Source organism: Actinoplanes sp. NPDC051405, from assembly GCF_055586185.1.
In genome coordinates this window covers 354,796-375,641 of record NZ_JBVJIR010000004.1, presented here as the reverse complement: position 1 = coordinate 375,641, position 20,846 = coordinate 354,796, and the positions used below count along the sequence as shown (strand labels likewise).

Genomic DNA, 20,846 nt, shown 5'->3' with positions numbered 1-20,846 from the left:
GCGGTCCGCCGGCAACCTGTCCGCTCCGGCACCGAGCCGCGGCTGCACCTGTGGGGCACGAGAGTCGTCTGGAGACCACTTCCCGGAGGTTGACGCCTGCCTCCGCCCACCCCGCCCTGACCGCTTGAGGCCGAGGAGCGCACTCCAGATGACGACCCGACAGCAATCCCGACGTGATCCGCGGCCGGCCCGCATCCTGCGCTCGCGAGCCGCGGCGATCCTCGCTGCCCTCGCCGTGGCCCTGACCGTGGCCGGCGTACCCAGCCCCGCATCGGCTGCCGTGCCGCGCGTCGCGCAGAGCTGGTCGTCGCTGATGTACCACAGCCTCACGCCCAGCCCGAAGTACGTGCAGCTGCGCAAGACGCTCGCGGCTCAACGGGCCACCCTCGCCGCCCGGGCGGTTCAGGTGAGCAAGGGCAAGGTCACCCAAACCGCCGCGCAGACCCGGCTCACCACGGCCGTCACCGCTGACGCTGCCGCCCGTACCCGATATGCGGTCGCGGGGGAGGCCCTGACCAGCGCGAGAAACACGCTCACCGTGGTGTCGCTGCAGCGCCCGCGCGCCGGCGCGGCGGTGACCGGGGCGAAGAACGCCATCGCCGCCGCGGCGAAGACAGTGACCACCCGCCGCGCGGAGGCGTCCCTGGCCGCCACCGAGCTGAAGAAGGCCCAGGCCGCGGCCCGCGCCGCCACCGTGGGCCTCGACAAGGCGATCATCTCGTGGCAGTCCGCCTCCGCCACGGTCCGGACCAACCAGCAGAAGCTCATCGCGCTCGACAAGTCGGCCGAGCTCGCCCGCCAGGCCGCCGCCATCAGCCGCACCGTCGTCACCGAGGTCCGGGCCCGCTTCTCCGTCGCGGACACCACGTCGGTCAACGGTGTCACCGTGCACCGGAACGTCGCGTTCGCGTTCCGGCGGATGATGGCCGACGCGAAGGCGGACGGGATCCTGTTCTCCGGCGGCGGCTTCCGCACCAAGCAGCGCCAGATCGAGCTGCGCACGATCAACGGCTGCCCCGACGTCTGGACCGCGCCGGCGTCCTCGTGCCGGGTGCCGACGGCGATCCCGGGCCGGTCCCTGCACGAGCTGGGCCTGGCCGTGGACATCACCTCCGGCGGGCGGACGCTGAACGCGGCCAGCCCGGCCTTCCGGTGGCTGGTCGGGCACGCCGCCAAGTACGGCTTCGTCAACCTGCCGTCGGAGCCGTGGCACTGGTCGATCACCGGCGGCTGACCGCGTGGCATCACCCGCCGGCGTATGACGATGCTGGTATGACCCCGCGGGCGGCCTGCTCGGCCATAATCTGATCATCGCCGATGTGGCCTGCTGAGCGGAGTGCACATGTCCGGACCGATGTCGCGTCGGCGCGCTGCGGCGCTCACGATGCCCGCCCTGCTCGCCGTGCTCGCGCTGGTCGTCACGATGATCCGGGTGCCCGCCGGGATGCTGCCGGCGGCCGCGAGCACCCTGACGGTCGCGCAGGCGATCAGTGCTCAGAGCGGCACCGGCACGGTCCGCGGGTATGTCGTCGGCCAGCCCACCGCCACCAGCACCGTGCTCTTCGCGAACTTCACCGGTGACACGGCCATCGCCATCGCTGACAGCAGCAGCGAGACCGACCCCGGCGACATGCTGTACGTACAGGTGACCACCGCCTACCGGGCCACCTTCGGGCTGCGGAGCAACCCCGGCCTGCTCCGCGACCCGATCACCGTGACCGGCACGCTGACCGCCTACTTCACGCATCCGGGCCTCAAGTCCCCGTCCGCGATGACCCTCGGCGGCAGCACGCCCACGCCGACGCCGACCGGGCCGGCGCCGACGCCGACCGGTTCCACGAGCACCTACTACGCCGCCGCGGCCGGCAAGTCCGGCGAGAGCCTCAAGAACGCGCTGCACATCATCATCTCCAGCGGCGTGACCACACTGTCGTACGACGCGGTCTGGAACGCGCTCAAGGCCACCGATCAGGACCCGGCGAACTCGGCGAACGTCATCCTGCTCTACTCCGGCACCAGCCGGTCGAAGTCGCTCAACGGCGGTGACGCCGGGGACTGGAACCGCGAGCACGTCTGGGCCAAATCCCACGGCGACTTCGGCACGGCCGCCGGTCCGGGCACGGACCTGCACCACCTGCGCCCGGAAGACGTACGGGTGAACTCCGAGCGGGACAACAAGGACTTCGACAACGGCGGCACCGCCGTCTCCGACGCTCCCGGCAACCGCACCGACGCCGACTCGTGGGAGCCGCGGGCGGCGGTCAAGGGTGACGTCGCCCGCATGATCTTCTACATGGCCGTGCGCTACGAGGGCGGCGACTCGTGGCCCGACCTCGAGGTGGACGACGCGACCGGCAGCGGCACCGCGCCGCGGCTGGGCCGGCTCTCCGCCCTGCGGCAGTGGAACCAGCAGGACCCGCCGGACGCCTTCGAGAAGCGCCGCAACGAGCTCATCTACAGCAGCTATCAGCGCAACCGCAACCCGTTCATCGACCACCCCGAGTGGGTCACCTCGATCTTCGGTTAGGGCCGCATCTCGTACGCGCCGCAGAGGGCGACCACGTCTTCCCACACCGCGGCGGTGCGGGCGGCGTCCCACACCGGGCGGCGGATGTGCGCGAGCGCCCAGGCGGCCTGCTCCTCAGTGGTGGCCGCCTTGCCGCCCAGCTCGGTGGCGTACGCGGAGAAGTCCTGGACCAGGATCGCGAACATCTCGTCCAGCAGCCCGCTGTCGAGACCGGTCAGGTCGGCCTGCTCCAGGATCAGCTGGCCGTAGACCACCAGGGCGAACAGCTGGCCGAGCGCGAGCAGGAAGTCGAGGTCACCCTGCTGTTCCGCGTCGGGGGCGTGGGTGCGCAGCAGCGCGCACAGCCCGTCGGCCTGCTCCCGGAAACGGGCGACGTTGGGCACGCCGGAGTGCGCGTCGTAGGCGATGCGCCAGTCGTGGAAACGGATCGAGCCCAGACCGCGGGCCGGGCCCTGGCGGAACAGGAACTCGTCGTCGGCGGCATCGTGGCGCGGCGGTACGGGCTCGAAGCCGGCCGGGTGGAACAGGTAGTTCGGCATGAACTTGAGGATCAGGGCAAGGTTCACATGAACGGTGCCCTCGAGCTTGGGCAGGCCGCGGATGTCCTTGGCCGCCTTGTCGAAGTACGTGTCCGCCTCGAAACCCTTGGCGGCGATCACGTCCCAGAGCAGGTCGATGACCTTCTCGCCCTCGGTGGTCACCTTCATCTTCGTCATCGGGTTGAACAGCAGATACCGGCGGTCCTCGGGGCCGGCCGAGCGCAGATAGTCGACCGCGCGGTCGCTGAACAGCTTCATCGCCACCAGCCGCACGTACGCGTCGGTGAGCTCCCGCCGCACGTGCGGGAAGGCGGTGACCGGCTTGCCGTAGAGCACCCGCCGGTGGGCGTGGGTCACCGCCTCGTACATCGCGTGCTCACAGATGCCGATGGCGGCGGTGCAGAGGTTGAACTTGCCGACGTTGACGGTGTTGAGCGCGGCGTCGAAGGCCGCCCGGCCGGTGTGCAGCACGTCCTGCTCGCGTACCGGGTAGTCCTCGAGGCGGAACTCGCTGACGTACATCTGCCCGTTCACCACGTTCTTGACCAGGTGGTACGCCGGGTGCCGGCTGTCGGCGGCGAAGAACACGTACCCGTCGGGCCCCTCGACGTCGCCGCGGCGGCCGAAGACCGAGACCAGGCCGGCGACGTTGCCGTTGCCGATGTAGTACTTCGTGCCGTCCGCCCGGAAGCCACCCGCGCGGTCCGGGGTGAGGACCATGTCGGTGGCGTAGATGTCAGCGCCGTGGCCGCGCTCGGACAGGCCGAACGCCATGACGTGCCCGTCGGCGAGCAGCTGGGCGGTGTGGGCGCGGGTGATGGCGTTGGCGCTCTGCCACACCGGGCCGAGACCCAGCACGGTCACCTGCCACGTGTACCAGTAGCCGAGGCCGTAGAAGCCGAGGATCTCGCTGAGGGCGGCGTTGCGGGCGGTGTCCCAGCGCTTGGCCGGAGCACCGTCGCCGTCGGCCGCCGGGGTGAGGAACGTGGCGAACAGGCCCTCCTTGGCGGCGAAGTCCAGGAAGTCGCCGTACCAGGCCCGGTCGATGTAGCTGTCGACCAGCGCCCGCTTGCCCCGGCTCTCGAAGAACTCCACGGTGGCGCGCAGCAACCGGCGGGTCTCGGGATCGAACTGCGCCGGGTCGTAGGTGGTCGGGTTGAACAGCAGCGAGTCGGCCATGGCGGCGTCCCCTTTCTCGGTGGGCGGGGTCAGCGGTCGAGGCCGCGCAGGGTGTCGAGGACGTCGTCGAGCCAGTCCAGCACCATCCGCTCGTACGCGATGCCGCCGCGCAGCACGGTGTGCTGCAGCCGCTGGCCCACCTCGAGGGTCGCGGTGTCGGGGAAATCCCGGCGCTCGCCGGTCAGATAGCGCCGCAGGGTGGCCTCATGGGTGACCCGGTAGCGCTCGACCTCGGCGATCAGGGTCGCCCGCCCGCCGGCGTCGTCGAAGGCGGCGCCGCGGATCTTGACGGCCAGCTCGTGCCGGACCGCCTCGGGCTGCACGGGAGCGCGCAGCCACGAGGTGAGGGCGGCTCGGCCCGACGCGGCCACGGAATAGCACCGCTTGTCAGGCCGGCCGCCCTGCCCGATCTCTTCCGCGACGACCCAGCCGTCCGCCTCCATCCGCTTGAGGACGCGGTAGATCTGCTGGTGCGTTGCGGTCCAGAACCGGCCGATGGACCGTTCGAAGCGCCGGGCCAGCTCGTATCCGGACCCCGGCTGCTCCAGCAGGGACACCAGGATCGCGTGCTCGAGGGCCATGCCAGAGCATCCTGCTATGCAACTCGTTGCATAGCAAGCCCGGCGCTACCCCCCCCCGATTACCGGAACGAGACGTCGTCGATGGTGAAACCGTCGGTGCCTGCCATGGTCTCGACGAAGAACGTGGCCTGCGACAACGTCCCGCTCCAGGACACGTTCGCCGTGCCGGACAGCAGCGTCCAGCCGCCCGTGTTCACCGTGGTGGCCGGGGTGAGCTGGACGTAGCTCGTGGTCCCGTTGGCCGTCAGCGCCAGGGTCGCCTTCGCGCTGGGTGTGCCGCTCGTCGACCGCACCCACACCTCGGTGGTGTACGCCTTGCCGTTGGTCAGCCGGGAGGTCACGTCCTGGCCCGGACCGTTCCACGCCCCGGTGCGGCCGGTGACGGTCAGCGCCCGGGTGCCGCTGCGCACCACGCCGGTGCCGGCCGTGAGTGTGCCGCTACCGCGCGGCTGCCAACCGGTGGCGCCGTCCTCCAGGCCCGGATTGGTGAGCACGTTCCCGCCGCCACCGGTGGAGGTTGAGGTGAACTGCCACCAGTTCAGGTTGAGGAGAAAACCGCTGCCTCCGGTGAAGACCAGGTACAGGTCCTGGGTGCCGGTCGCGCCGCTCACGCCGCAGGAGACCGTGGTCCAGGCCTGCCAGCCGCCGGTGCCCGGGGCGGTGCACGTCCCGGCGAGGGTGCCGGTGGGACTGCCCAGGCGCACCTCGATGCGCCCGCCGCTGGTCGCGGAGGCCACCCGGGCGGTGAACGATGCGGCGCCGCCGCCGAAGGCGACCCCCTTCACCTTGACGTAGTCGCGGTTCTCGATGTTGGCGACGTTCATCCCGCCCTCACTGGACGGTTCGGTCTCGACGCCGGACGACCACGCGATGGTCTCCGCCTCCTGGCGCACGTACGGATCCAGCGGAGCGATCTGCGGCGGGCCGGCCGTCGTCATGGACATGGTCGGGATCGTGCCGTCGGCGCGGTAGGTGAACCGTTCCACGGCGACCGACCGCGTGAAGCCACCACCGCCCGGCAGCGCGCCGTTGTGGTAGAAGAAGTACGAGTTGCCGTTGAAGTCGATGACGCCGGCGTGGTTGGTGAAGCTGCTGCCCTGCGTGGGCATGATGGTGCCGCGGTAGGTCCACGGCCCGGTCGGTCCGGGGGCGGTCGAGTAGCCGATGAACTCGGAGCAGCACTGCGCGGCGAACACGTTGTAGTACAGCCCGTTGCGCTTGTAGACCCAGGGCCCTTCCTCATACAGCGTGGGCCGGTTCGCGACGTTACCGGGACGGGCGCCGAACCCGGCGGTGGTCAGCGGGATCTGGGTCGCGCCGCCGGAGTACGAGATCATGTCGGTATTCAGGCGCAGGTACCACAGATTAGGGTTACCCCAGTACAGGTAAGCCTGCCCGTCGTCGTCGATGAAGACGGTCGGGTCGATCTCACCGTTCTCCACCAGCGGCCGGCCGATGGCGTCGGTGAAGGGTCCGGTGGGGCTGTTGGACACGCCGACCCCGATGGCCATCCGGCCGGTGGCCCGGTTGGTGACGGGCACGTACCAGTAGAACTTGCCGTTGCGGGCGATGACCTGACCGGCCCACGCGTCCTTGCTGGCCCAGCTGAAGGTGGCCAGGCTCATCGGGGAACCGTGGTCGGTCCAGTTCACCATGTCCGCCGAGGAGTAGACCCGCCACTCGCGCATGGTGAACCACGTCGAGGCGTCCTCGTCGTGTCCGGTGTAGAGGTACACCCGGCCGTTGTGGACCAGTGGGGCCGGGTCGGCGGTGTAGATGGTCTGCACGATCGGGTTGTCCGCCCGGGCCGGCCCGGCGACCGCCGGCACCAGCGCCAGGGCGCACAGCAGGGCGGTGATCCAGGCGATGCCGCGGCGCGGCCGGCCGGTTGCAGACGGTACGAATGTGGGTCTCACGGCACTCCTCAATGGAACGTCCGGCCGGGTCACTGCAGCGACACGTCGTCGACCAGGAACGGCGTCGTCCCGGAGGTGGTCTCGACATAGAGGGTGGCGGCGGAGACGGTGCCGGACCAGGACACGGTTGCTGTGCCGGTCAGCAGCGTCCAGCCATTGGCGTTGATCGCGCCGTCCGGGGTCAGCCGCACGTAGTTCGTGGTGCCGTTCGCGGTGACGGCCAGCGTGGTCTTGACGGTCGCCGTACCGCTCTGGGCGCGGGCCCATACGGCGGTGGTGTAGGTCCTGCCGTTGGTCAGTTTCGACGCCACCGCCTGGCCGGGACCGTTCCAGGCCGCCGTGCGTCCGGCGGCGAGCAGGGACCGGGTGCCGCCGTGGGCCGTGCCGGTGACGGACGACAGGGTCGCGCTGCCGAACGGCGTCCAGCCCGTCGTGCCGCTCTCCAGGTCACCGTTGGTGAGCAGGTTCCCGCTGCCGCCGCCCGGGTTGCCGATGCTGCCGGGCGCCGCCCGCAGGGCGGCGTACCAGGTGGCGGCCATCTTGTCGTATCCGCCGGCGGTGGGGTGGACACCGTCGATGAGGTCGCCGGTGTTCAGGGCGGCGTGCATGTCGACGAGGTGGACCCGCCGGCCCGCGTTGACCTTGCTCTGCACGATGCCGGGGATGGCGGCGTTGAAGTTCCGCGCGGCTGCCTCCTGGCCGGCGTTCGCCAGCGGGATGATGGTGGCGACGAGGACGTCGGCGTCCGGGGCGGCCGCGGTGATGTGGTCGATGAGGGTCGACAGCCGGGCCGGTGCGCTCGACACGTTGTAGTTCTGCAGGATGTCGTTGGTGCCGATGTGCAGCAGGACGGTGCGTGGCCGGGTGGTGTTGAGCCAGCCGGTGATGGAGGCGTCGATCTGGTCGATGCGCCAGCCGGGGTGGCCCTCGTGATCGTGGTCGCCGAGGGAGCCCGGCCCGTTGAACTGGGAGCCGACGAAATCGTTGCGGTAGCCGGCCGCGGCCAGGCGCTGCCACAGGCCGATGCGGTAACCGCCCGGCACCTGGGTGCCTTCGGTGATCGAATCGCCCAGCGGCATCACGCGCACTCCGCCGTTGGACTCGGCGTGCGCCGCCGTGCCCGGTACAGCCGCGCCGACGAGGACCAGAGCCAGCATGACCAGCATCCGCAGGGCGTGGCGACCGGCGCGGTGGTAAACCTGCACGAATGCTCCTTCGGTCGATGTGAGCGTTAACATACATTCAGATTCGCCAATGTTGCCAGATTGTTTCGACCCTTTCAAGGGGTGGTTCTTTGCGCCGCGACTACCTTTCTCATAACACTTTCTCGCGTACGAAATTGGGTGCGACTTTCTTGCTCCAGGCCTCATAACGCTTTTGTGGGAAACTTTCTGAGAATGCGGAAACGGGAAAGCCTGGCGACGTCGGGCGCGCTGCCGTCGGCGTACGATGCGTTGCCCGGGACGACTGGTGATGGGGAAATGCGAAGCACACGCACCAATGACGCCGCTCTGGTCGCCGCCGCGCAGGCCGGCGATCGCAGAGCGCTGGAAGAGGTGGCCGCGACCTACCTGCCGCTGGTCTACACGATCGTGCGGCGCGGTCTCGGTGCTCACCCGGACGTCGACGACATCGTCCAGGACGTGATGCTGCGGGCCCTGCGGCAGTTGCCGAAACTGCGTACCCCGACTACCTTCCGCGCCTGGCTCGCCGCCATCGCGATCCGGCAGGTCGGCACCCACCTGCGCCGCCGTGACCGCACCGCCGCCCGCACCGCGAGCCTGGAGGAGGCCACCGGGATCCCCGACCCGCACAGCCCGTCCGAGGACCTCACGGCACTTCAGGTCGACCTGTCCCGGCAGCGCCGGCAGGTGGAGCGAGCCAGCCAGTGGCTCGGCCCCGACGAGCAGGCGCTGCTGTCACTGTGGTGGCTGGAGGTCGCGGACCAGCTGACCCGGGCCGAGCTGGCATCCGCGCTGGGCCTGAGCGTCGCCCACGCCGGCGTCCGCGTGCAACGGATGCGCACCCAGCTGGAGGCCAGCCGGGCCCTGGTCGCGGCGCTCGACTACCGGCCGCGCTGCCCCCGCCTCGCCGCGGTGGCCGAGGGCTGGGACGGCACGCCGAGTCCACTGTGGCGCAAGCGGCTCACGCGTCACGTCCGGTCGTGCCCGTACTGCGCCCGGGCCGCCGACAGCTTTGTGCTCACCGACCGGCTGCTGCCGATGTTCACCCTGCTGCCGGTCCCCGCCGGCATCGGCCTGCCGCTGCTCGGCAAGCTCGCGCTCGACGGCGCCGCGATCGGCGCGGCCGCACCGGCGGCGCTGACGGGTACGGCCGGAGCCAAGGCCGGGCTGCTGAGCCAGCTGATCCAGACGGCCACCCTGCATCCCGTGCTCTCCACGATCGCCGCGGGAACGCTGGCGGCCGGGGCGACAGTCACGACCGTGCAGCTGGTCCCGCCGTCGCCGGCACCCGCCCCGCGAGTGATCGCGGAACCGACCCGGACGACAGCTCCGGCGCCCGTCGCGCCCGCGCCCACGCCGACGACCGCGCGCTCGACCGCCGCACCGACGAGGCCCGCGCCGACATCGGCCGGACCGTCGGCCACCAGCACCGGCACGGTGGCCCTCGGCCCGCTGTCGCTGGAGGCAGGAAGCTCCGCCGGGCGGTACGTCGCGATCGAGACAGGCCTCGGCGTCCTGGTCCCGGCCGGCCCGGGCGCCGACGGCGCCACCCGCGCCCGCGCCACCTTCAGCGCTATCGAAGGCCTCGCGGACATCAACTGCTTCACATTCCGGTACGCCGACGGCCGCTTCCTCCGCCACGCCTCATGGCGCGTCCAGCTGAGCCCCAACCAGGGAACCGAACTGTTCCGCGGCGACGCGACCTTCTGCCCGCGCCCCGGTGCGACGCCGGGCACCGTGCTGCTGGAAGCGTCGAACTATCCGGGCTGGTTCGTGCGCCATCGCGGCGGTGAGATCTGGGTGGACCAGTCCGACGGCACTGTGGGGTTCCGCGCCGACGCCTCGTTCCGGGTGCGGCCTCCGCTCGTTTGATAAGCGGGCGGCGGACATTCCGCTGTGCCGGGCCGGCTGCACCGATCAGGTGAAGGCGCTGAGCCTTTGCTCGCTCAGCCTTACGTCAGCGTCCGGCTTCGGTCCGTGGTGATGACCCGAACGGGGGACGCCGCCGCGGTCGATGCCCATGTCTCGATCTATGATCGTCCGGTCTTATCAAATATCAAACAACGGAGGACGCGGGATGACGGACGACGACGATCGGGGCGCCGCCCGCGAGATGCTGCTCGTCGGCGGGCTACTCGTGGTGTTCGTCGGCGTGATCGGCGCACTCGTCTATCTCGCGGTGAGCTGAGCCGCCGGCACGTGCCGCCAGGCCTACCCTCGCCGCGCTGGCCACCGGCCCGGCCGGCTCGCCGCGGACTCCGCGCCGGTCGTCGGGCCACTCACCCGGGCGGTCGACCGCTGTCGTTCTGCTTGGACATCTTCTCGATGACCCGAGCGTGGGCGTTGGTGATGTGCTCGCGCAGCGCCGCCGCCGCAGCGGCCGGATCATGAGCCACACAGGCCGCGAGGATCGCCTCGTGCTCCCGCAGGATCTGCTCACGGGTGCTGGGGGACCGGGTGCCCGCGAAACGGTACCTCTCGCCGTTCTGCCACACCGGCTCGAGCGCGCGGAGCAGCCAGCGGGACTGGGCCGCGGCGTACATGGCGAAGTGGTAGTCGGTGTGGGCCTGCCGGGCGGCAGCCTGATCGCCGAGCTCAAGCGCGCGGACGTTGCGCTCCAGGTAGGCCCGGGCCCGGTCGGCGTCCTGCTCGGTGAACCGTACGGCCGCGCGCTCGATCGCGGTGATCTCCAGCAGCATCCGCATGTCGTGGGTGTCGTGGGCATCCTCGACGGACAGCTCGCGCACCCACGCGCCCTTGTGCGGGATCACCTCGACCAGGCCGAGCGCCTCCAGCCGGCGGATCGCCTCACGCACCGGCATCATGCTCATGCCCATGCTGGTCGCGAGGTCGGTGAGGCGTAGCGCGGCACCGCCCTCGAGCTCCCCGACGAGAATCGCCTCATGCAGCTGCGCGGTGGCCGCATCGGCGAGCGTGGCGTGGATCGGGGGCGCCGGGCGGGCCGACGTCATCCAGCCTCCATCGGGTCGACTCGTTCCGGAACGGACGATCCCGATCTTAGCCAGCGTCACCGGGCTGCCGGTGGGTTCACGCCACCGCAGGGGTGGATCCGGCACGGGCGTGGCCAGGCCAAGGGCCGCGGAGCCCGGCCGGAATTGGAGCCGTGCCTGGTTGCGGCTTGACCGAACCGGAGCTGAGGCTGGGCCGGCGCCGGATCGCCCACATCACCGGCGACCCCACCTACTGCGCGGCCCGCGACCGGTGACCCGCGAGGTGCTCGCCGCGGCCGGCCTGTCCCTGGCCGCCGAACCGATGTTCGGCCGGTGGTCTCAGCGCTGGGGCCGCACGCGGCGACGGCACTTGTTCGCCGCCCTCGACAGCGCCCCCACCTCGGGCGTGATCCGTGAACCGGGCCGCCTCATCGTCCGCGAATCCACCGGCATCGCACCCAGCCGCTGAGCGCCGGTCGCTACCCTGGGGCGGTGGCCCCCGATCTGGTCCTGCTGTCCCGGGTCTCCTTCCGTGACCAGGAGATTGTGGGCCCCCGCCTGCAGGCCCTCATCGCCCTGCTCGCCGGTGCGCTGGGCACCGGCTGCGGCACCGGGCGGCTGATCGAGGGCATCTGGCCCGACCGCCGGCCGGAGAATCCCGCCAAGGCGCTGCAGATTCTCGTCTCGCGGGCCCGGTCGCAGCTCGGCGCCGACCTCATCGTCCGGACCCCGGCCGGGTACCGGCTCACGCTGACCGAGGATCAGGTCGACAGCTCGGCGGTGCTGCTGCGGGCCGAGGAGACCACCCGGTGCTCGCTGGCCGGCGACCATGCCGCCGCGATCCGGCACGCGGACGCCGGGCTCGCCCTCTGGGCCGGCGCCAGGCCAGGACCGGCCGATGATCCGCTCACCGCCCTGCGGGCCGAGCGGTGGGTCACCCAACGCGCACTGGTACGGGCCCGCGCGCTCGCTCTGGCCCGCCTCGACCGGCCGGCCGAGGCGGTGGAGGTGCTGGCCGAGGTGGCCGCCGAACGGCCGCGGGACGAGGAGGTGCTCGTCGAGCTGCTGCGATGCGAGGCGGCGACGGTCGGGCCGGCCGCGGCGCTGGGTCGCTACGACGCCTATCGGCGGTCGCTGCGCGACGAGCTCGGGACCGATCCCGGCGCGGCGTTGCGGGCCGAGCATCAGCGGCTGCTGCGGGGCATGGCGCCCACGGTACGGCGGGGCGTCGCGTACGAGCCGAATCCGTTGCTGGGCCGGGATGACGATGTCGCCGCGGTGGAGGCGTTGTTGCGTACCTCTCGGGTGGTGTCGATTGTCGGGCCCGGCGGGCTCGGCAAGACCCGGCTTGCTCATGCCGTGGCCCGTCGGGCCGCGGTGCCGGCGGTGACCGTCGTGCCGCTCGCCGGCATCTCCGGCGCTGATGACGTGGTGCGGGAGGTGGCGGCGGCTCTCGGGGTGGGGGAGCGCCGGATGCCGGGTACGGTCGGGCACAGCGTCGGGGCGGGGGACATCGCCGCCGCGTTGGCCGGCGGGCCTTCCCTGCTGGTGCTGGACAACTGCGAGCACGTCGTCGCCGCGGTCGCCGATCTGGCGCGTGTGTGCGTGTCGATGACCGCGGAGCTGCGGATTCTCACCACCAGCCGGACGCCGCTGGGACTGTCGTCGGAGGCGGTGCACCGGTTGCCGGAGCTGAGCTTGTCGACGAGCGTGGAGTTGTTCGGGCAGCGGGCGCGGGCGGCGCGGCCGGACGTGGAGCTGCCCGCGGACGCGTTGGCGGAGCTGTGCCGGCACCTGGACGGGCTGCCGCTGGCGGTCGAGCTGGCCGCCGCGCGGGTACGGATCATGTCCGTGCCGGAACTCGCCCGGCGCCTCGATGACCGGTTCGGCCTGCTGCGTGGTGCGGCCCGGGATGCGCCGCAACGCCACCACACGCTGCATGCCGTGGTCGACTGGAGCTGGAATCTGCTGGAGCCGGCCGGTCGGGCAGCGATGCGCGCGTTGTCGGTGTTCGTCGACGGGTTCACTCCGGAAGCCGCGTGCCGGCTGTTCCAGGCGTCGCCCGCCGGCCTGGGGGAGACGGACGGGCTGGTGCTGCTGGAGCACCTGGTCGACCATTCGCTGCTCAAGACCCTCGACACCCCGTCGGGCACCCGGCTGCGGATGCTGGAGACGGTCCGGGAGTTCAGCGCCGCGCGGCTCGCGGCGGCGGAGGAGACCGGCGAAGTGACGGCCGCGTTCCTGGCCTGGGCGCGCGCGTTCGGCATCAGCCATCACGCGGATCTGCTCGGCGCCGACCCGTACGAGGCGGTCGCCGTGGTCAAGGCGGAGCAGGAGAATCTGCACCGGGCGCTGCGGCTGGCCCTCGACCGCGACGACCGGCCCACCATCGCCGCGGTCGCCGCGGTGCTCGGGGGCATCTGGAGCCTGGAGTCCCACCACGCGCGGCTCATGACGCTCATCCGGCAGATCTCCTGGCCGCTGTCGCACTACCGGCCGGAGCCGCCGTTCGTCGAGGTGACCCGGACCGCCCTGACCATCCCGGTGGTGGCCACCTTCAGCGGTGCGGGTCCGCGGCCGCTGCGGGCGCTGGTCGCGTTGCGGCGGCTCGGCCCCGCGCAGCCCGACACGGTGATCAGGGCGATCGGCCGGGTGATCGACGCGCTGGGTGATCCGGCGGAGCTGCAACGGCTGTGCGACAGCACCGAGCCGCTGCTCGCCGCGGTCGCGAACACGCTCGCCGGCTACTACTCGGAGATGGCCGGTGACGCCGACGCCGCGTTGCGGACGGCCCGGCGAGGCCTCGACATCTTCACCCAGCTGGACCTGCCGTGGCCGCGGTCGGTGGGCCACGGCCGGGTCGCCGAGCTGTGCCTGCGGCAGGAGCAGGGCGCCGAAGCCCGCGACCACCTGCTCACGGCGCTGCCGCTGCTGGAGCGCCTCGGCGCCCGGACCGACGTGGTCGGGGTACGGGCCTGGCTGGTACTGGCCAACCTCCAGCTCGGTGACACCGTCGAGGCCGGACGGTGGCTGGACGGGCTCACCGGGGTCGCGCTCGACGAGGACGTCACCTCGGCCGGCTACGACCTCGGCATCAGGGCCGAGCTGCTGCTGGCTCGCGGCGAGGCGGAGGCCGGCCTGCGGCTGTGGCGCCGGGCCGTCGACCAGGTTCCCGACGGCGGTGCGGACCCCTGGGCGGTGGAGGCACGGTCGGTGGCCGTCGTCGCGCACGCCCGGCACGGCCGGCTCGACCTCGTGGCCGACCTCGCCGACGCGCTGCCCGGGCGCCTGATCCGGCTGCTGACCCCGCCACCGGCCGGCTCACCGCCGTACCCGATCGAGCAGTTGATCTGCGGCACCCTGCTGCTCGCGATCGCCGTGGCGGACCTCGCACGCGCCCGGCGTACGGGTGATCCGGAGCTGGCGCGGTCGGCGGCGCGGATGATCGCGCTGGCCGAGCGGTTCCGCTTGCGGATGTTCCAGCCGACGATGTCGGCGGCGTCGGCCCGGGCGGACGCCGAGCAGGCCGACCGGCCGGCGTACGAGCAAGCGGTGTTGTCGTACGCCGGCCTGGACCGGGCCGGGATGCGCCTGGCGGCGCGGGATCTGCTGCGGGATCGCGCGACCGGCGCTGATCAGCGTGTACGGTCGCGGTTGTAGAGGCGCCTCGCCCAGAGATAGCCGCCCAGCGCGATCACCGCGCACCAGCCGAGCGCGAGCACGGCGCTCGCGCCGATCGAGGTGCCGAGCAGCAGCCCGCGCAGCGTCTCCATGATCGGCGTGAACGGCTGGTACTCGGCGAACCACCGCAGCCCGGCCGGCAGCGACCCGGTCGGCACGAAGCCGCTGCCGAAGAAGGGCAGCAGCATCAACGGCATCGGCAGGTTGCTCGCCGCCTCGACCGTCTTGGTCGCCAGGCCCATCGCGACGGCCAGCCACACCAGGGCGAACGTCGCCGCGGTGAGGATCCCGCCGACCGCCAGCCACTCGGCTGCGGACGCGGTGGGCCGGAAGCCGACGAGCACGGCGACGCCGAGGACGACGGCGAGCTGGGCCAGGGTCTGCAGCACGCTGCCCAGCACGTGCCCGGTCAGCACCGACACCCGGGCGATCGCCATGGTCCGGAAGCGGGCGATGATGCCCTCGGTCATGTCCATCGCCACCGCCAGCGCGGTGCCCTGCACGGCACCGGCGATGGTGATGAGCAGGATGCCGGGCGTGACGTAGTTGACGTAGGCGCCGCGACCACCGGACCCGCCGCCGAGACCGTCTCCGAGGGTGCCGCCGAGCACGTAGACGAACAGCAGCAGGAAGATGATCGGTACGGCGAGCAGCATCAGGAGCAAGGACCAGTTCCGGGCCATGTGCCGCAGTTGGCGGCGCAGCATGGTGGCCGAGTCGCGCACGGCCAGGGTCATCATGGTCATCGCGTGGCCCGGCCCGTTACGGAGAGGAACACGTCGTCGAGATCCGGCGTGCGGACCGCCAACCCCTGCACGTCGACGGCGGCGGCGTCGAGTTGATCCAGCAACTCCTTGAGGGAACGGACGCTGCCGTCCCCGGGCACCCGCAGGACCAGCGACTCATCCGCCGGATCGGCCACGACGCCCAGCGCCGCGGCCGCGGCGCTCAGGTCACGGTCGTCGGTGAACCGCAGCTCGACGTGCCCGCCCGGCACCAGCCGCTTGAGCTCGTCCGGAGTGCCCTCAGCGACCAGCCGGCCCCGGTCGAGCAGCGCGATCCGGTCGGCGAGCCGGTCCGCCTCCTCGAGATACTGCGTGGTGAGGAAGACGGTCACGCCCCGGCCGGCCAGGTCCCGGACGATCTGCCACATGTCACGCCGGCTGCGCGGATCCAGCCCGGTGGTCGGCTCGTCGAGAAAGATCACCCGCGGGTCACCGATGAGGCCCATGGCCAGATCGAGCCGGCGCCGCATCCCGCCCGAGTACGTCACGCTGGGCCGGCGCGCGGCCTCCCCGAGCCCGAACCGCTCGAGCAGATCCGCGGCTCGCCGCCGGCCCTCGCCCCGCCCGAGGTGGTGCAGGTCGGCCATGAGCAGCAGGTTCTCCTCGCCGGTGAGGAAGCTGTCCACCGCGGAGAACTGACCGGTGACACCGATCGCTGCCCGGACCCGATCGGGCTCACGGGACACGTCGTGACCGCCGACGCGGACCTGGCCGGAGTCGGCCCGGATGAGCGTCGACAGGATCTGCACCATGGTGGTCTTGCCGGCACCGTTGGGGCCGAGCAGGGAGAAGACGGTGCCGGCGGGCACCTGGAGGTCGATGCCGTCGAGTACGACGTGGTCGCCGTAAGACCGGCGCAGGCCGGCGACGGCGATGGCCGGCTCGGTGGAGGTTGTCGTCATGCGGACGACAGTGCCGCGGTGGCGGATCACGGCGGTTTCACCGTGGTTTCACCGGATCAAGCTGGGTACCAGGGGCTCATGAGTGGTCCTGAGATCAACACCGCGCGGTTGTGGTTGCGGCAGTTCCGGGCCGAGGATCTTGTTCCTCATCGGACCGCGGTCGACGATGATCCCGCGGTGACCTGGGCCCATGAGCGCCGGCCGCTCGCCGTCAGTCTGCGGAGCTGGGCCGATCGCCTCGACGAGTGGCAGCGGGACGGGTTCGGCATGTGGATCGCCGAGGTCGCCGCCACCCGCGAGGTGATCGGCCACTGTGGGTTGCAGCGGCTGGAGGGCGGCGACGAGGTCGAGGTCGGCTACTACCTCGGCCGCGCGGCCTGGGGGCAGGGGTACGCCACCGAGGCCGCCCGGGCCAGCCTGGCGTACGGGTTCGACGAGTGCGGCCTGTCCTCGATCGTCGCGGTCGTCCGCCACGAGAACGCGGCCTCCCGGCACGTGCTGGAGAAGCTCGGTATGCGCGCGGAACGGGACGGTGTCTTCTACGGTGCCGACGCCACCTTGTTCCGGCTTCATCCCGGTGACCTTCGCCGCTGACACCTCAGGGTGAGGTGAACGTCAGGTTGTGGCGATGAGCTCGCCGGCGACCCAGCGGGCGACGCCCGGCGGGTAGGGCGCGGGCAGTCCGAGCACGATGTGCCCGAAGCCGGCCCCGATCGCTTCGCTGATCGCGGTGCGGGTGTTCGCCGGGCGGTCGTAGGCGACCGGCAGGTGGATCGAGCGGGTGATCGTGGCGGGGTCGCGGCCGATGTCGGCGCAGTAGCGGTCCAGCAGTGCGCTGCGGCGGACCACGTCGTCCAGATCGCCGCCGGGGATGTTCCACACGTCCGCGTGTTCGGCGACCACGCGCAGCGTGCCGGCGGAACGGCCGCCGATGAGGATCGGCGGGTGCGGGCGCTGGACCGGTTTCGGGTTGCCGTACGCGCCGGTGAGCCGCACGTACTCGCCCGGGAAGTCGAACGGCTCGGTTCCGGTCCACAGCCGCCGGATCACCGTGCACGCCTCGGCGAGGCTGCCCACAGCCTGCGCGGTGTCGTGGGGCAGGCCGTGGGCCTCGTACTCGCGCCGGGCCAGTGGGTGGCCCGGCCGGGAGCCCACCCCGATGCCGAGGGTGAGCCGTCCCGCCGAGACGATGTCGACCGTCGTGGCCATCTTGGCCAGCAGCGCCGGGGGCCGGAAACGGTTGCTGGTCACGAGCAGGCCCAGCCTCAGCCGCGTGGTCAGCGCGGCGAGGGCCGACAGCAGGGTCCAGCCTTCGAAGGCCGGTCCGGCCGGGTCGCCGCCGATCGGCATGAGGTGGTCGAACAGCCAGGCGTGCTCGATCTCCGGGATCGCCTCCGCCTCCTGCCAGACCCGCAGGATGTCGTCGTAGCCGACCTGTTGCGGGGCCGTCATGATGCCGAAGCTGGTCACTTCGACTCGACCCGCCCCAGCGCGTGCGATCCCGTCACCAGTTCGGTGCTCGCGTCGGTCCAGCTGGGGTCCGCGGGATAGAGCGCGCTGCGCAGGTACGCCCACGTGAGCTGCTGGATCAGGGCGACCCGTTCCGGGCTCTCGTCCGTCGTCGAGGTGACGGCCTGACCGAGGATGCCGCCGAGCGAGTGCTCCGCCCCGAACAGCGTGAGCAGGCTCTTCGGTCCCGGGCTGAGCACGTACGGGTCGGTGAACCAGTCCGGTCCCCGTACGGACAGCGCCGACTGGTCCTTGTCCCCGGCGACGATCAGGGCGGGGGTACGCATGGCAGCGAAGTCCGGGCTCATGAACGGGAAGTGCTCGGCGGCGAACGGCGACAGGTCGGCTCCGCCCGTACCGGTGGTGGCGAGCAGGACACCCGCCTTGATCCGCGGATCGCTCAGGTCCTCGCCCGGTGCGCCGCCGGGGTCCAGCACCCGCGCGCCGAGCAGCGTGCTCGCCGTCTGCCCGCCCCAGGAGTGGCCGGCCACGGCGATCCGGGTCCGGTCGAGCCGGCCGGCGAGGCCGGGCACGGACGCCTCGATGAGGTCCAGCTCGTCGAGCACGCGCTTGAGGTCGGCGATCCGGATCCGCCAGATGTCCGGGTAGCGCGGGTCGTCCGGGGTGACGGCCAGGGTCGCCGAGTCGAGGTGGGTCGGCTGGATCACCACGAAGCCGCGGGCGGCCCAGTAGCCGGCCAGCGGCTCGTACTCGTTCATCGACGAGGCGAACCCGTGCGAGAACACGATGATCGGCAGGTCTCGGCCGGTGGCCGGGGCGGACACCCGGACCTGGAGGTCCTCGCCGCGGCCCGGGGCCGGCAGGACCACTGGGCGCAGGGAGACAACGGGGGTGATGGTGGTGGACATGGCGGTCACTCCTCGACGGCTGACGGCAAAAGCGGAACGTCGTTCCACATACCAAGATATGGAGGCGTGTTCCGCTTAGCCAGCGGTGTGATGGAGCCCACCGGTAGGTGCCGGGTGCCGGTGCAGGTCAGGAGGGTGTCGTGGCGCCGTACTTCAGGCCGTCGATCAGCAGCGCGACCATGCGTCGGCCGTGGTTGCCGCCGTCCTCGCCGGAGATGCACAGGTTGCTCACGGCGTAGAGCAGGTCCTGCGGGCTGACCTCGGCGCGCACTGCGCCGGCCGCGGTGGCGGCGTCCAGCAGGCTGCCCAAGGCCGGGCCGAGCCGTTGCAGGAAGTAGTCCGGCAGGACGTTGAAGGCCGGATCGCCCGAGTGCAGGGCCGCGGCCAGGCCACGCTTGGTGGCGATGAAATCGGTGAACCGGTAGAGCCAGCGGCTGAGGGCCTCACCGGGCTCGTGCTCCGCCGCCAGGACCGGCGCAGCGTCGGCGCAGGCGTCCACCTCGCGGCGGAACACGGCCGTGACCAGGTCGGACCGCAGCGGGAAGTGCCGGTAGAAGGTGCCGACCCCGACCCCCGCCTTGGCGGCGATCTCGCGGACGGGGGCGTCCACCCCCGAGGTGCTGAAGACGACCTTGGCGGCGTCGAGCAACGCGTCGATGTTGCGCTGCGCGTCCACCCGCACCCGCCGGCCCCCGTTCATCTGGAAGAGCGTTCCGGTTCGAGCTTACGTCAACGCGCGGGCTACCAGAGCTGGTCGCCCGCGCGCACCACCATCTCGTTGACGGCCACCCCCCGGTCCCGGGTGACGACGTAGCCGATCGCGTCCGCCACGTCCTCCGGGCGCAACGCCCCACCGGTGCCGGGCTGCACCACGCTGACGCGTACCCGTTCGGTCAGCAACTCCTGGCGCAGCGACTCGGTGAACCCGGTCAGGCCGAACTTCGACAGGTTGTAGGCGCTGCTGCCCCCGCGGGCGACGCGCCCGGCGGTCGAGCCGACGTTCACGATGTCCGCGACCTGCCGCGGCGCGGTCGTGGCCGCGTCGATCAGGTACGGCACGGCGGCATGGGTCACGTGCAGCAGCGCCGAGACGTTGAGCGAGATCGTCCGGTCCCACTGCTCGAGCATGGTGTGCAGCGCCGTGTCGAGCAGCACCACCTCCGCGTTGTTGACCAGGACGTCCAGCCGCCCGAACCGTTCGAGGGTGTCCATCACCGCCTGCTCGGCCTGCTCCGGGTCGGTGATGTCGGCCGGCACCGCGACGGCGTGACCGCCCGCGCCGGCGACCTCCGCGACGACCCGGTCCAGGCTGTCCCGGCGGCCGGCCACCAGCGCGATCGCCGCGCCCTCCCGGGCCAGGCGGCACGCGGTGGCAGCGCCGATCCCGCTGCCGGCCCCCGTGACGAGGGCGACAGCGGCGCTCAGCGACCCGGCCGGCTTGGTCATGCCGGCAGGTCGGTGCCCGCCTGCTCGCGCACCATGTAGTCCGCGTACCAGGCCGGCCAGTCGGGGTCCGCCGCGCCGATGCGCGCCTCGTGCTCGCCGTGCGCGGCCGCGGCCCGGCGCAGCGCGTCGGCGAGGTCCGTGGTGGAGGCGAACGTGGTGGCGGCCGGGTCCACCCGTCCCGGGAGCCGGGTGGTGACCTCCTGCAGGATCCAGCCGTTGCCGTCCGGGTCGCTGAACGACAGGAACGAGCCGTAGCTGTTGCGGGCCGGATCCGGACCCGGCACCCGGGCGTCGGTGCCCGCGTGGTGGAAGATGCCGCCGGCGTCGTGGAACACCTCGCTCGGCTCGGCGCCGAGCCGCTTCAGCTCGTCGTGCGCCGCGTCGATGTCGGTGACGATCAGGTGCAGGCCCTGGGCCGAGCCGGGGGCCTGTGCCGTCACCGAGGTGCCGAAGATGACCGAGGCCGGCGAGCCGGGCGGGGTCACCTGCACGACCCGGAAGTCCTCGCCGGTGGCGAAGTCGGCGTCCAGTCGCCAGCCCAGTGCCGTGTAGAAGGCCTTGGCCCGGTCGACGTCCGACACCGGTACCACGACCACTTCGAGCTTCATGTCCATGACTTGCGCCTCCAGCGCTCGGACGAATTGCCAACGCGATCAGCGTCGCCGTCCGGGGGCCGGGGTCGCGCCCGTGTATGTCCCTGGTCGGTGGCGGACCAGGGAGTGCCACGGGCGCGAACCGGGTCCGGGTGGCCGGATGGTGGACCTGGCAGCAGATGTC

General features: G+C 71.8%; 18 protein-coding genes. 6 read left to right on the top strand and 12 right to left on the bottom strand.

The genetic code is table 11. The features are described from left to right. Positions 1-148 precede the first annotated feature (148 nt). Both ACZ6S4_RS12270 and ACZ6S4_RS12265 read left to right on the top strand, forming a co-directional pair. A complete protein-coding gene (locus tag ACZ6S4_RS12270) occupies positions 149-1,234 on the top strand; it encodes a M15 family metallopeptidase (protein ID WP_465474990.1) in 1,086 nt (361 codons plus the stop codon). A gap of 108 nt (positions 1,235-1,342) precedes the next feature. Further along, entirely contained in the window at positions 1,343-2,527 is a 1,185-nt protein-coding gene (locus tag ACZ6S4_RS12265; protein WP_465474989.1) for an endonuclease, read from the top strand. Here the strand turns inward: ACZ6S4_RS12265 and ACZ6S4_RS12260 are convergent. The 4 genes from ACZ6S4_RS12260 to ACZ6S4_RS12245 are packed head-to-tail and all read right to left on the bottom strand — an operon-like array spanning position 2,524 to position 7,947. After that, the gene (locus ACZ6S4_RS12260; protein WP_465474988.1) at positions 2,524-4,245 is read right to left on the bottom strand and encodes an acyl-CoA dehydrogenase family protein; all 1,722 of its coding nucleotides are present in this window, start codon (positions 4,243-4,245) and stop codon (positions 2,524-2,526) included. The genes ACZ6S4_RS12265 and ACZ6S4_RS12260 overlap by 4 nt on opposite strands. Before the next feature lie 29 nt (positions 4,246-4,274). Then, a complete protein-coding gene (locus tag ACZ6S4_RS12255) occupies positions 4,275-4,826 on the bottom strand; it encodes a PadR family transcriptional regulator (protein WP_465474987.1) in 552 nt (183 codons plus the stop codon). A 59-nt stretch (positions 4,827-4,885) separates the two neighbouring features. After that, entirely contained in the window at positions 4,886-6,742 is a 1,857-nt protein-coding gene (locus tag ACZ6S4_RS12250; protein ID WP_465474986.1) for a family 43 glycosylhydrolase, read from the bottom strand. 29 nt (positions 6,743-6,771) lie between these two features. Then, positions 6,772-7,947 (bottom strand): carbohydrate binding domain-containing protein, encoded by a 1,176-nt coding sequence (locus ACZ6S4_RS12245; protein WP_465474985.1) that lies wholly within the window; start codon positions 7,945-7,947, stop codon positions 6,772-6,774. Positions 7,948-8,223: 276 nt separating this feature from the next. Between ACZ6S4_RS12245 and ACZ6S4_RS12240 the strand changes: the two genes are divergently transcribed. Then, complete coding sequence (locus ACZ6S4_RS12240; protein WP_465474984.1) at positions 8,224-9,798, top strand: sigma-70 family RNA polymerase sigma factor; 1,575 nt, start codon at positions 8,224-8,226, stop codon at positions 9,796-9,798. Between the two features lie 407 nt (positions 9,799-10,205). Here the strand turns inward: ACZ6S4_RS12240 and ACZ6S4_RS12235 are convergent, their stop codons facing one another. Beyond that, positions 10,206-10,898: a GntR family transcriptional regulator gene (locus ACZ6S4_RS12235; protein ID WP_465474983.1), complete on the bottom strand. Its 693-nt coding sequence runs from the start codon at positions 10,896-10,898 to the stop codon at positions 10,206-10,208. Between the two features lie 250 nt (positions 10,899-11,148). Between ACZ6S4_RS12235 and ACZ6S4_RS12230 the strand changes: the two genes are divergently transcribed. After that, positions 11,149-11,346, top strand: coding sequence for a hypothetical protein (locus ACZ6S4_RS12230; protein ID WP_465474982.1), 198 nt, complete (start codon positions 11,149-11,151; stop codon positions 11,344-11,346). 23 nt (positions 11,347-11,369) lie between these two features. Next, positions 11,370-14,537, top strand: a complete 3,168-nt coding sequence (locus ACZ6S4_RS12225; RefSeq protein ID WP_465474981.1) for an ATP-binding protein — start codon at positions 11,370-11,372, stop codon at positions 14,535-14,537. Here the strand turns inward: ACZ6S4_RS12225 and ACZ6S4_RS12220 are convergent. Both ACZ6S4_RS12220 and ACZ6S4_RS12215 read right to left on the bottom strand, forming a co-directional pair. Continuing rightward, positions 14,513-15,304 carry an ABC transporter permease gene (locus tag ACZ6S4_RS12220; RefSeq protein ID WP_465474980.1) on the bottom strand — a complete coding sequence of 264 codons (792 nt, stop codon included), beginning with the start codon at positions 15,302-15,304 and terminating at the stop codon, positions 14,513-14,515. The genes ACZ6S4_RS12225 and ACZ6S4_RS12220 overlap by 25 nt on opposite strands. Continuing rightward, positions 15,301-16,245 carry an ATP-binding cassette domain-containing protein gene (locus tag ACZ6S4_RS12215; RefSeq protein WP_465474979.1) on the bottom strand — a complete coding sequence of 315 codons (945 nt, stop codon included), beginning with the start codon at positions 16,243-16,245 and terminating at the stop codon, positions 15,301-15,303. The genes ACZ6S4_RS12220 and ACZ6S4_RS12215 overlap by 4 nt, the downstream gene beginning before the upstream one ends. A 78-nt stretch (positions 16,246-16,323) precedes the next feature. On the opposite strand from ACZ6S4_RS12215, the gene ACZ6S4_RS12210 reads away from it, so the two are divergent. After that, the gene (locus tag ACZ6S4_RS12210; RefSeq protein ID WP_465474978.1) at positions 16,324-16,839 is read left to right on the top strand and encodes a GNAT family N-acetyltransferase; all 516 of its coding nucleotides are present in this window, start codon (positions 16,324-16,326) and stop codon (positions 16,837-16,839) included. A 21-nt stretch (positions 16,840-16,860) separates the two neighbouring features. On the opposite strand, the gene ACZ6S4_RS12205 is transcribed toward ACZ6S4_RS12210, so the two are convergent. The 5 genes from ACZ6S4_RS12205 to ACZ6S4_RS12185 all read right to left on the bottom strand — a co-directional run bounded on the left by ACZ6S4_RS12205 (position 16,861) and on the right by ACZ6S4_RS12185 (position 20,683). Continuing rightward, positions 16,861-17,697, bottom strand: coding sequence for an LLM class flavin-dependent oxidoreductase (locus tag ACZ6S4_RS12205; RefSeq protein ID WP_465474977.1), 837 nt, complete (start codon positions 17,695-17,697; stop codon positions 16,861-16,863). A gap of 14 nt (positions 17,698-17,711) precedes the next feature. Beyond that, positions 17,712-18,623: an alpha/beta hydrolase family protein gene (locus tag ACZ6S4_RS12200; protein ID WP_465474976.1), complete on the bottom strand. Its 912-nt coding sequence runs from the start codon at positions 18,621-18,623 to the stop codon at positions 17,712-17,714. Positions 18,624-18,750: 127 nt separating this feature from the next. After that, the gene (locus ACZ6S4_RS12195) at positions 18,751-19,323 is read right to left on the bottom strand and encodes a TetR/AcrR family transcriptional regulator (RefSeq protein WP_465474975.1); all 573 of its coding nucleotides are present in this window, start codon (positions 19,321-19,323) and stop codon (positions 18,751-18,753) included. Between the two features lie 41 nt (positions 19,324-19,364). Continuing rightward, positions 19,365-20,069 carry an SDR family oxidoreductase gene (locus ACZ6S4_RS12190; protein ID WP_465474974.1) on the bottom strand — a complete coding sequence of 235 codons (705 nt, stop codon included), beginning with the start codon at positions 20,067-20,069 and terminating at the stop codon, positions 19,365-19,367. Next, the gene (locus tag ACZ6S4_RS12185) at positions 20,066-20,683 is read right to left on the bottom strand and encodes a VOC family protein (RefSeq protein WP_465474973.1); all 618 of its coding nucleotides are present in this window, start codon (positions 20,681-20,683) and stop codon (positions 20,066-20,068) included. Before ACZ6S4_RS12185 ends, ACZ6S4_RS12190 begins: the two co-directional genes overlap by 4 nt. Positions 20,684-20,846 lie beyond the last annotated feature (163 nt).

What these genes read in the sequence shown, in the direction of transcription:
- ACZ6S4_RS12270 (WP_465474990.1), top strand. Translation starts at nt 149, where the DNA reads ATGACGACCCGACAGCAATCCCGACGTGATCCGCGGCCGGCCCGCATC.
- ACZ6S4_RS12265 (WP_465474989.1), top strand. Translation starts at nt 1,343, where the DNA reads ATGTCCGGACCGATGTCGCGTCGGCGCGCTGCGGCGCTCACGATGCCC.
- ACZ6S4_RS12260 (WP_465474988.1), bottom strand. Translation starts at nt 4,245, where the DNA reads ATGGCCGACTCGCTGCTGTTCAACCCGACCACCTACGACCCGGCGCAG.
- ACZ6S4_RS12255 (WP_465474987.1), bottom strand. Translation starts at nt 4,826, where the DNA reads ATGGCCCTCGAGCACGCGATCCTGGTGTCCCTGCTGGAGCAGCCGGGG.
- ACZ6S4_RS12240 (WP_465474984.1), top strand. Translation starts at nt 8,224, where the DNA reads ATGCGAAGCACACGCACCAATGACGCCGCTCTGGTCGCCGCCGCGCAG.
- ACZ6S4_RS12235 (WP_465474983.1), bottom strand. Translation starts at nt 10,898, where the DNA reads ATGACGTCGGCCCGCCCGGCGCCCCCGATCCACGCCACGCTCGCCGAT.
- ACZ6S4_RS12220 (WP_465474980.1), bottom strand. Translation starts at nt 15,304, where the DNA reads ATGACCATGATGACCCTGGCCGTGCGCGACTCGGCCACCATGCTGCGC.
- ACZ6S4_RS12215 (WP_465474979.1), bottom strand. Translation starts at nt 16,245, where the DNA reads ATGACGACAACCTCCACCGAGCCGGCCATCGCCGTCGCCGGCCTGCGC.
- ACZ6S4_RS12210 (WP_465474978.1), top strand. Translation starts at nt 16,324, where the DNA reads ATGAGTGGTCCTGAGATCAACACCGCGCGGTTGTGGTTGCGGCAGTTC.
- ACZ6S4_RS12205 (WP_465474977.1), bottom strand. Translation starts at nt 17,697, where the DNA reads ATGACGGCCCCGCAACAGGTCGGCTACGACGACATCCTGCGGGTCTGG.
- ACZ6S4_RS12200 (WP_465474976.1), bottom strand. Translation starts at nt 18,623, where the DNA reads ATGTCCACCACCATCACCCCCGTTGTCTCCCTGCGCCCAGTGGTCCTG.
- ACZ6S4_RS12195 (WP_465474975.1), bottom strand. Translation starts at nt 19,323, where the DNA reads ATGAACGGGGGCCGGCGGGTGCGGGTGGACGCGCAGCGCAACATCGAC.
- ACZ6S4_RS12190 (WP_465474974.1), bottom strand. Translation starts at nt 20,069, where the DNA reads ATGACCAAGCCGGCCGGGTCGCTGAGCGCCGCTGTCGCCCTCGTCACG.
- ACZ6S4_RS12185 (WP_465474973.1), bottom strand. Translation starts at nt 20,683, where the DNA reads ATGGACATGAAGCTCGAAGTGGTCGTGGTACCGGTGTCGGACGTCGAC.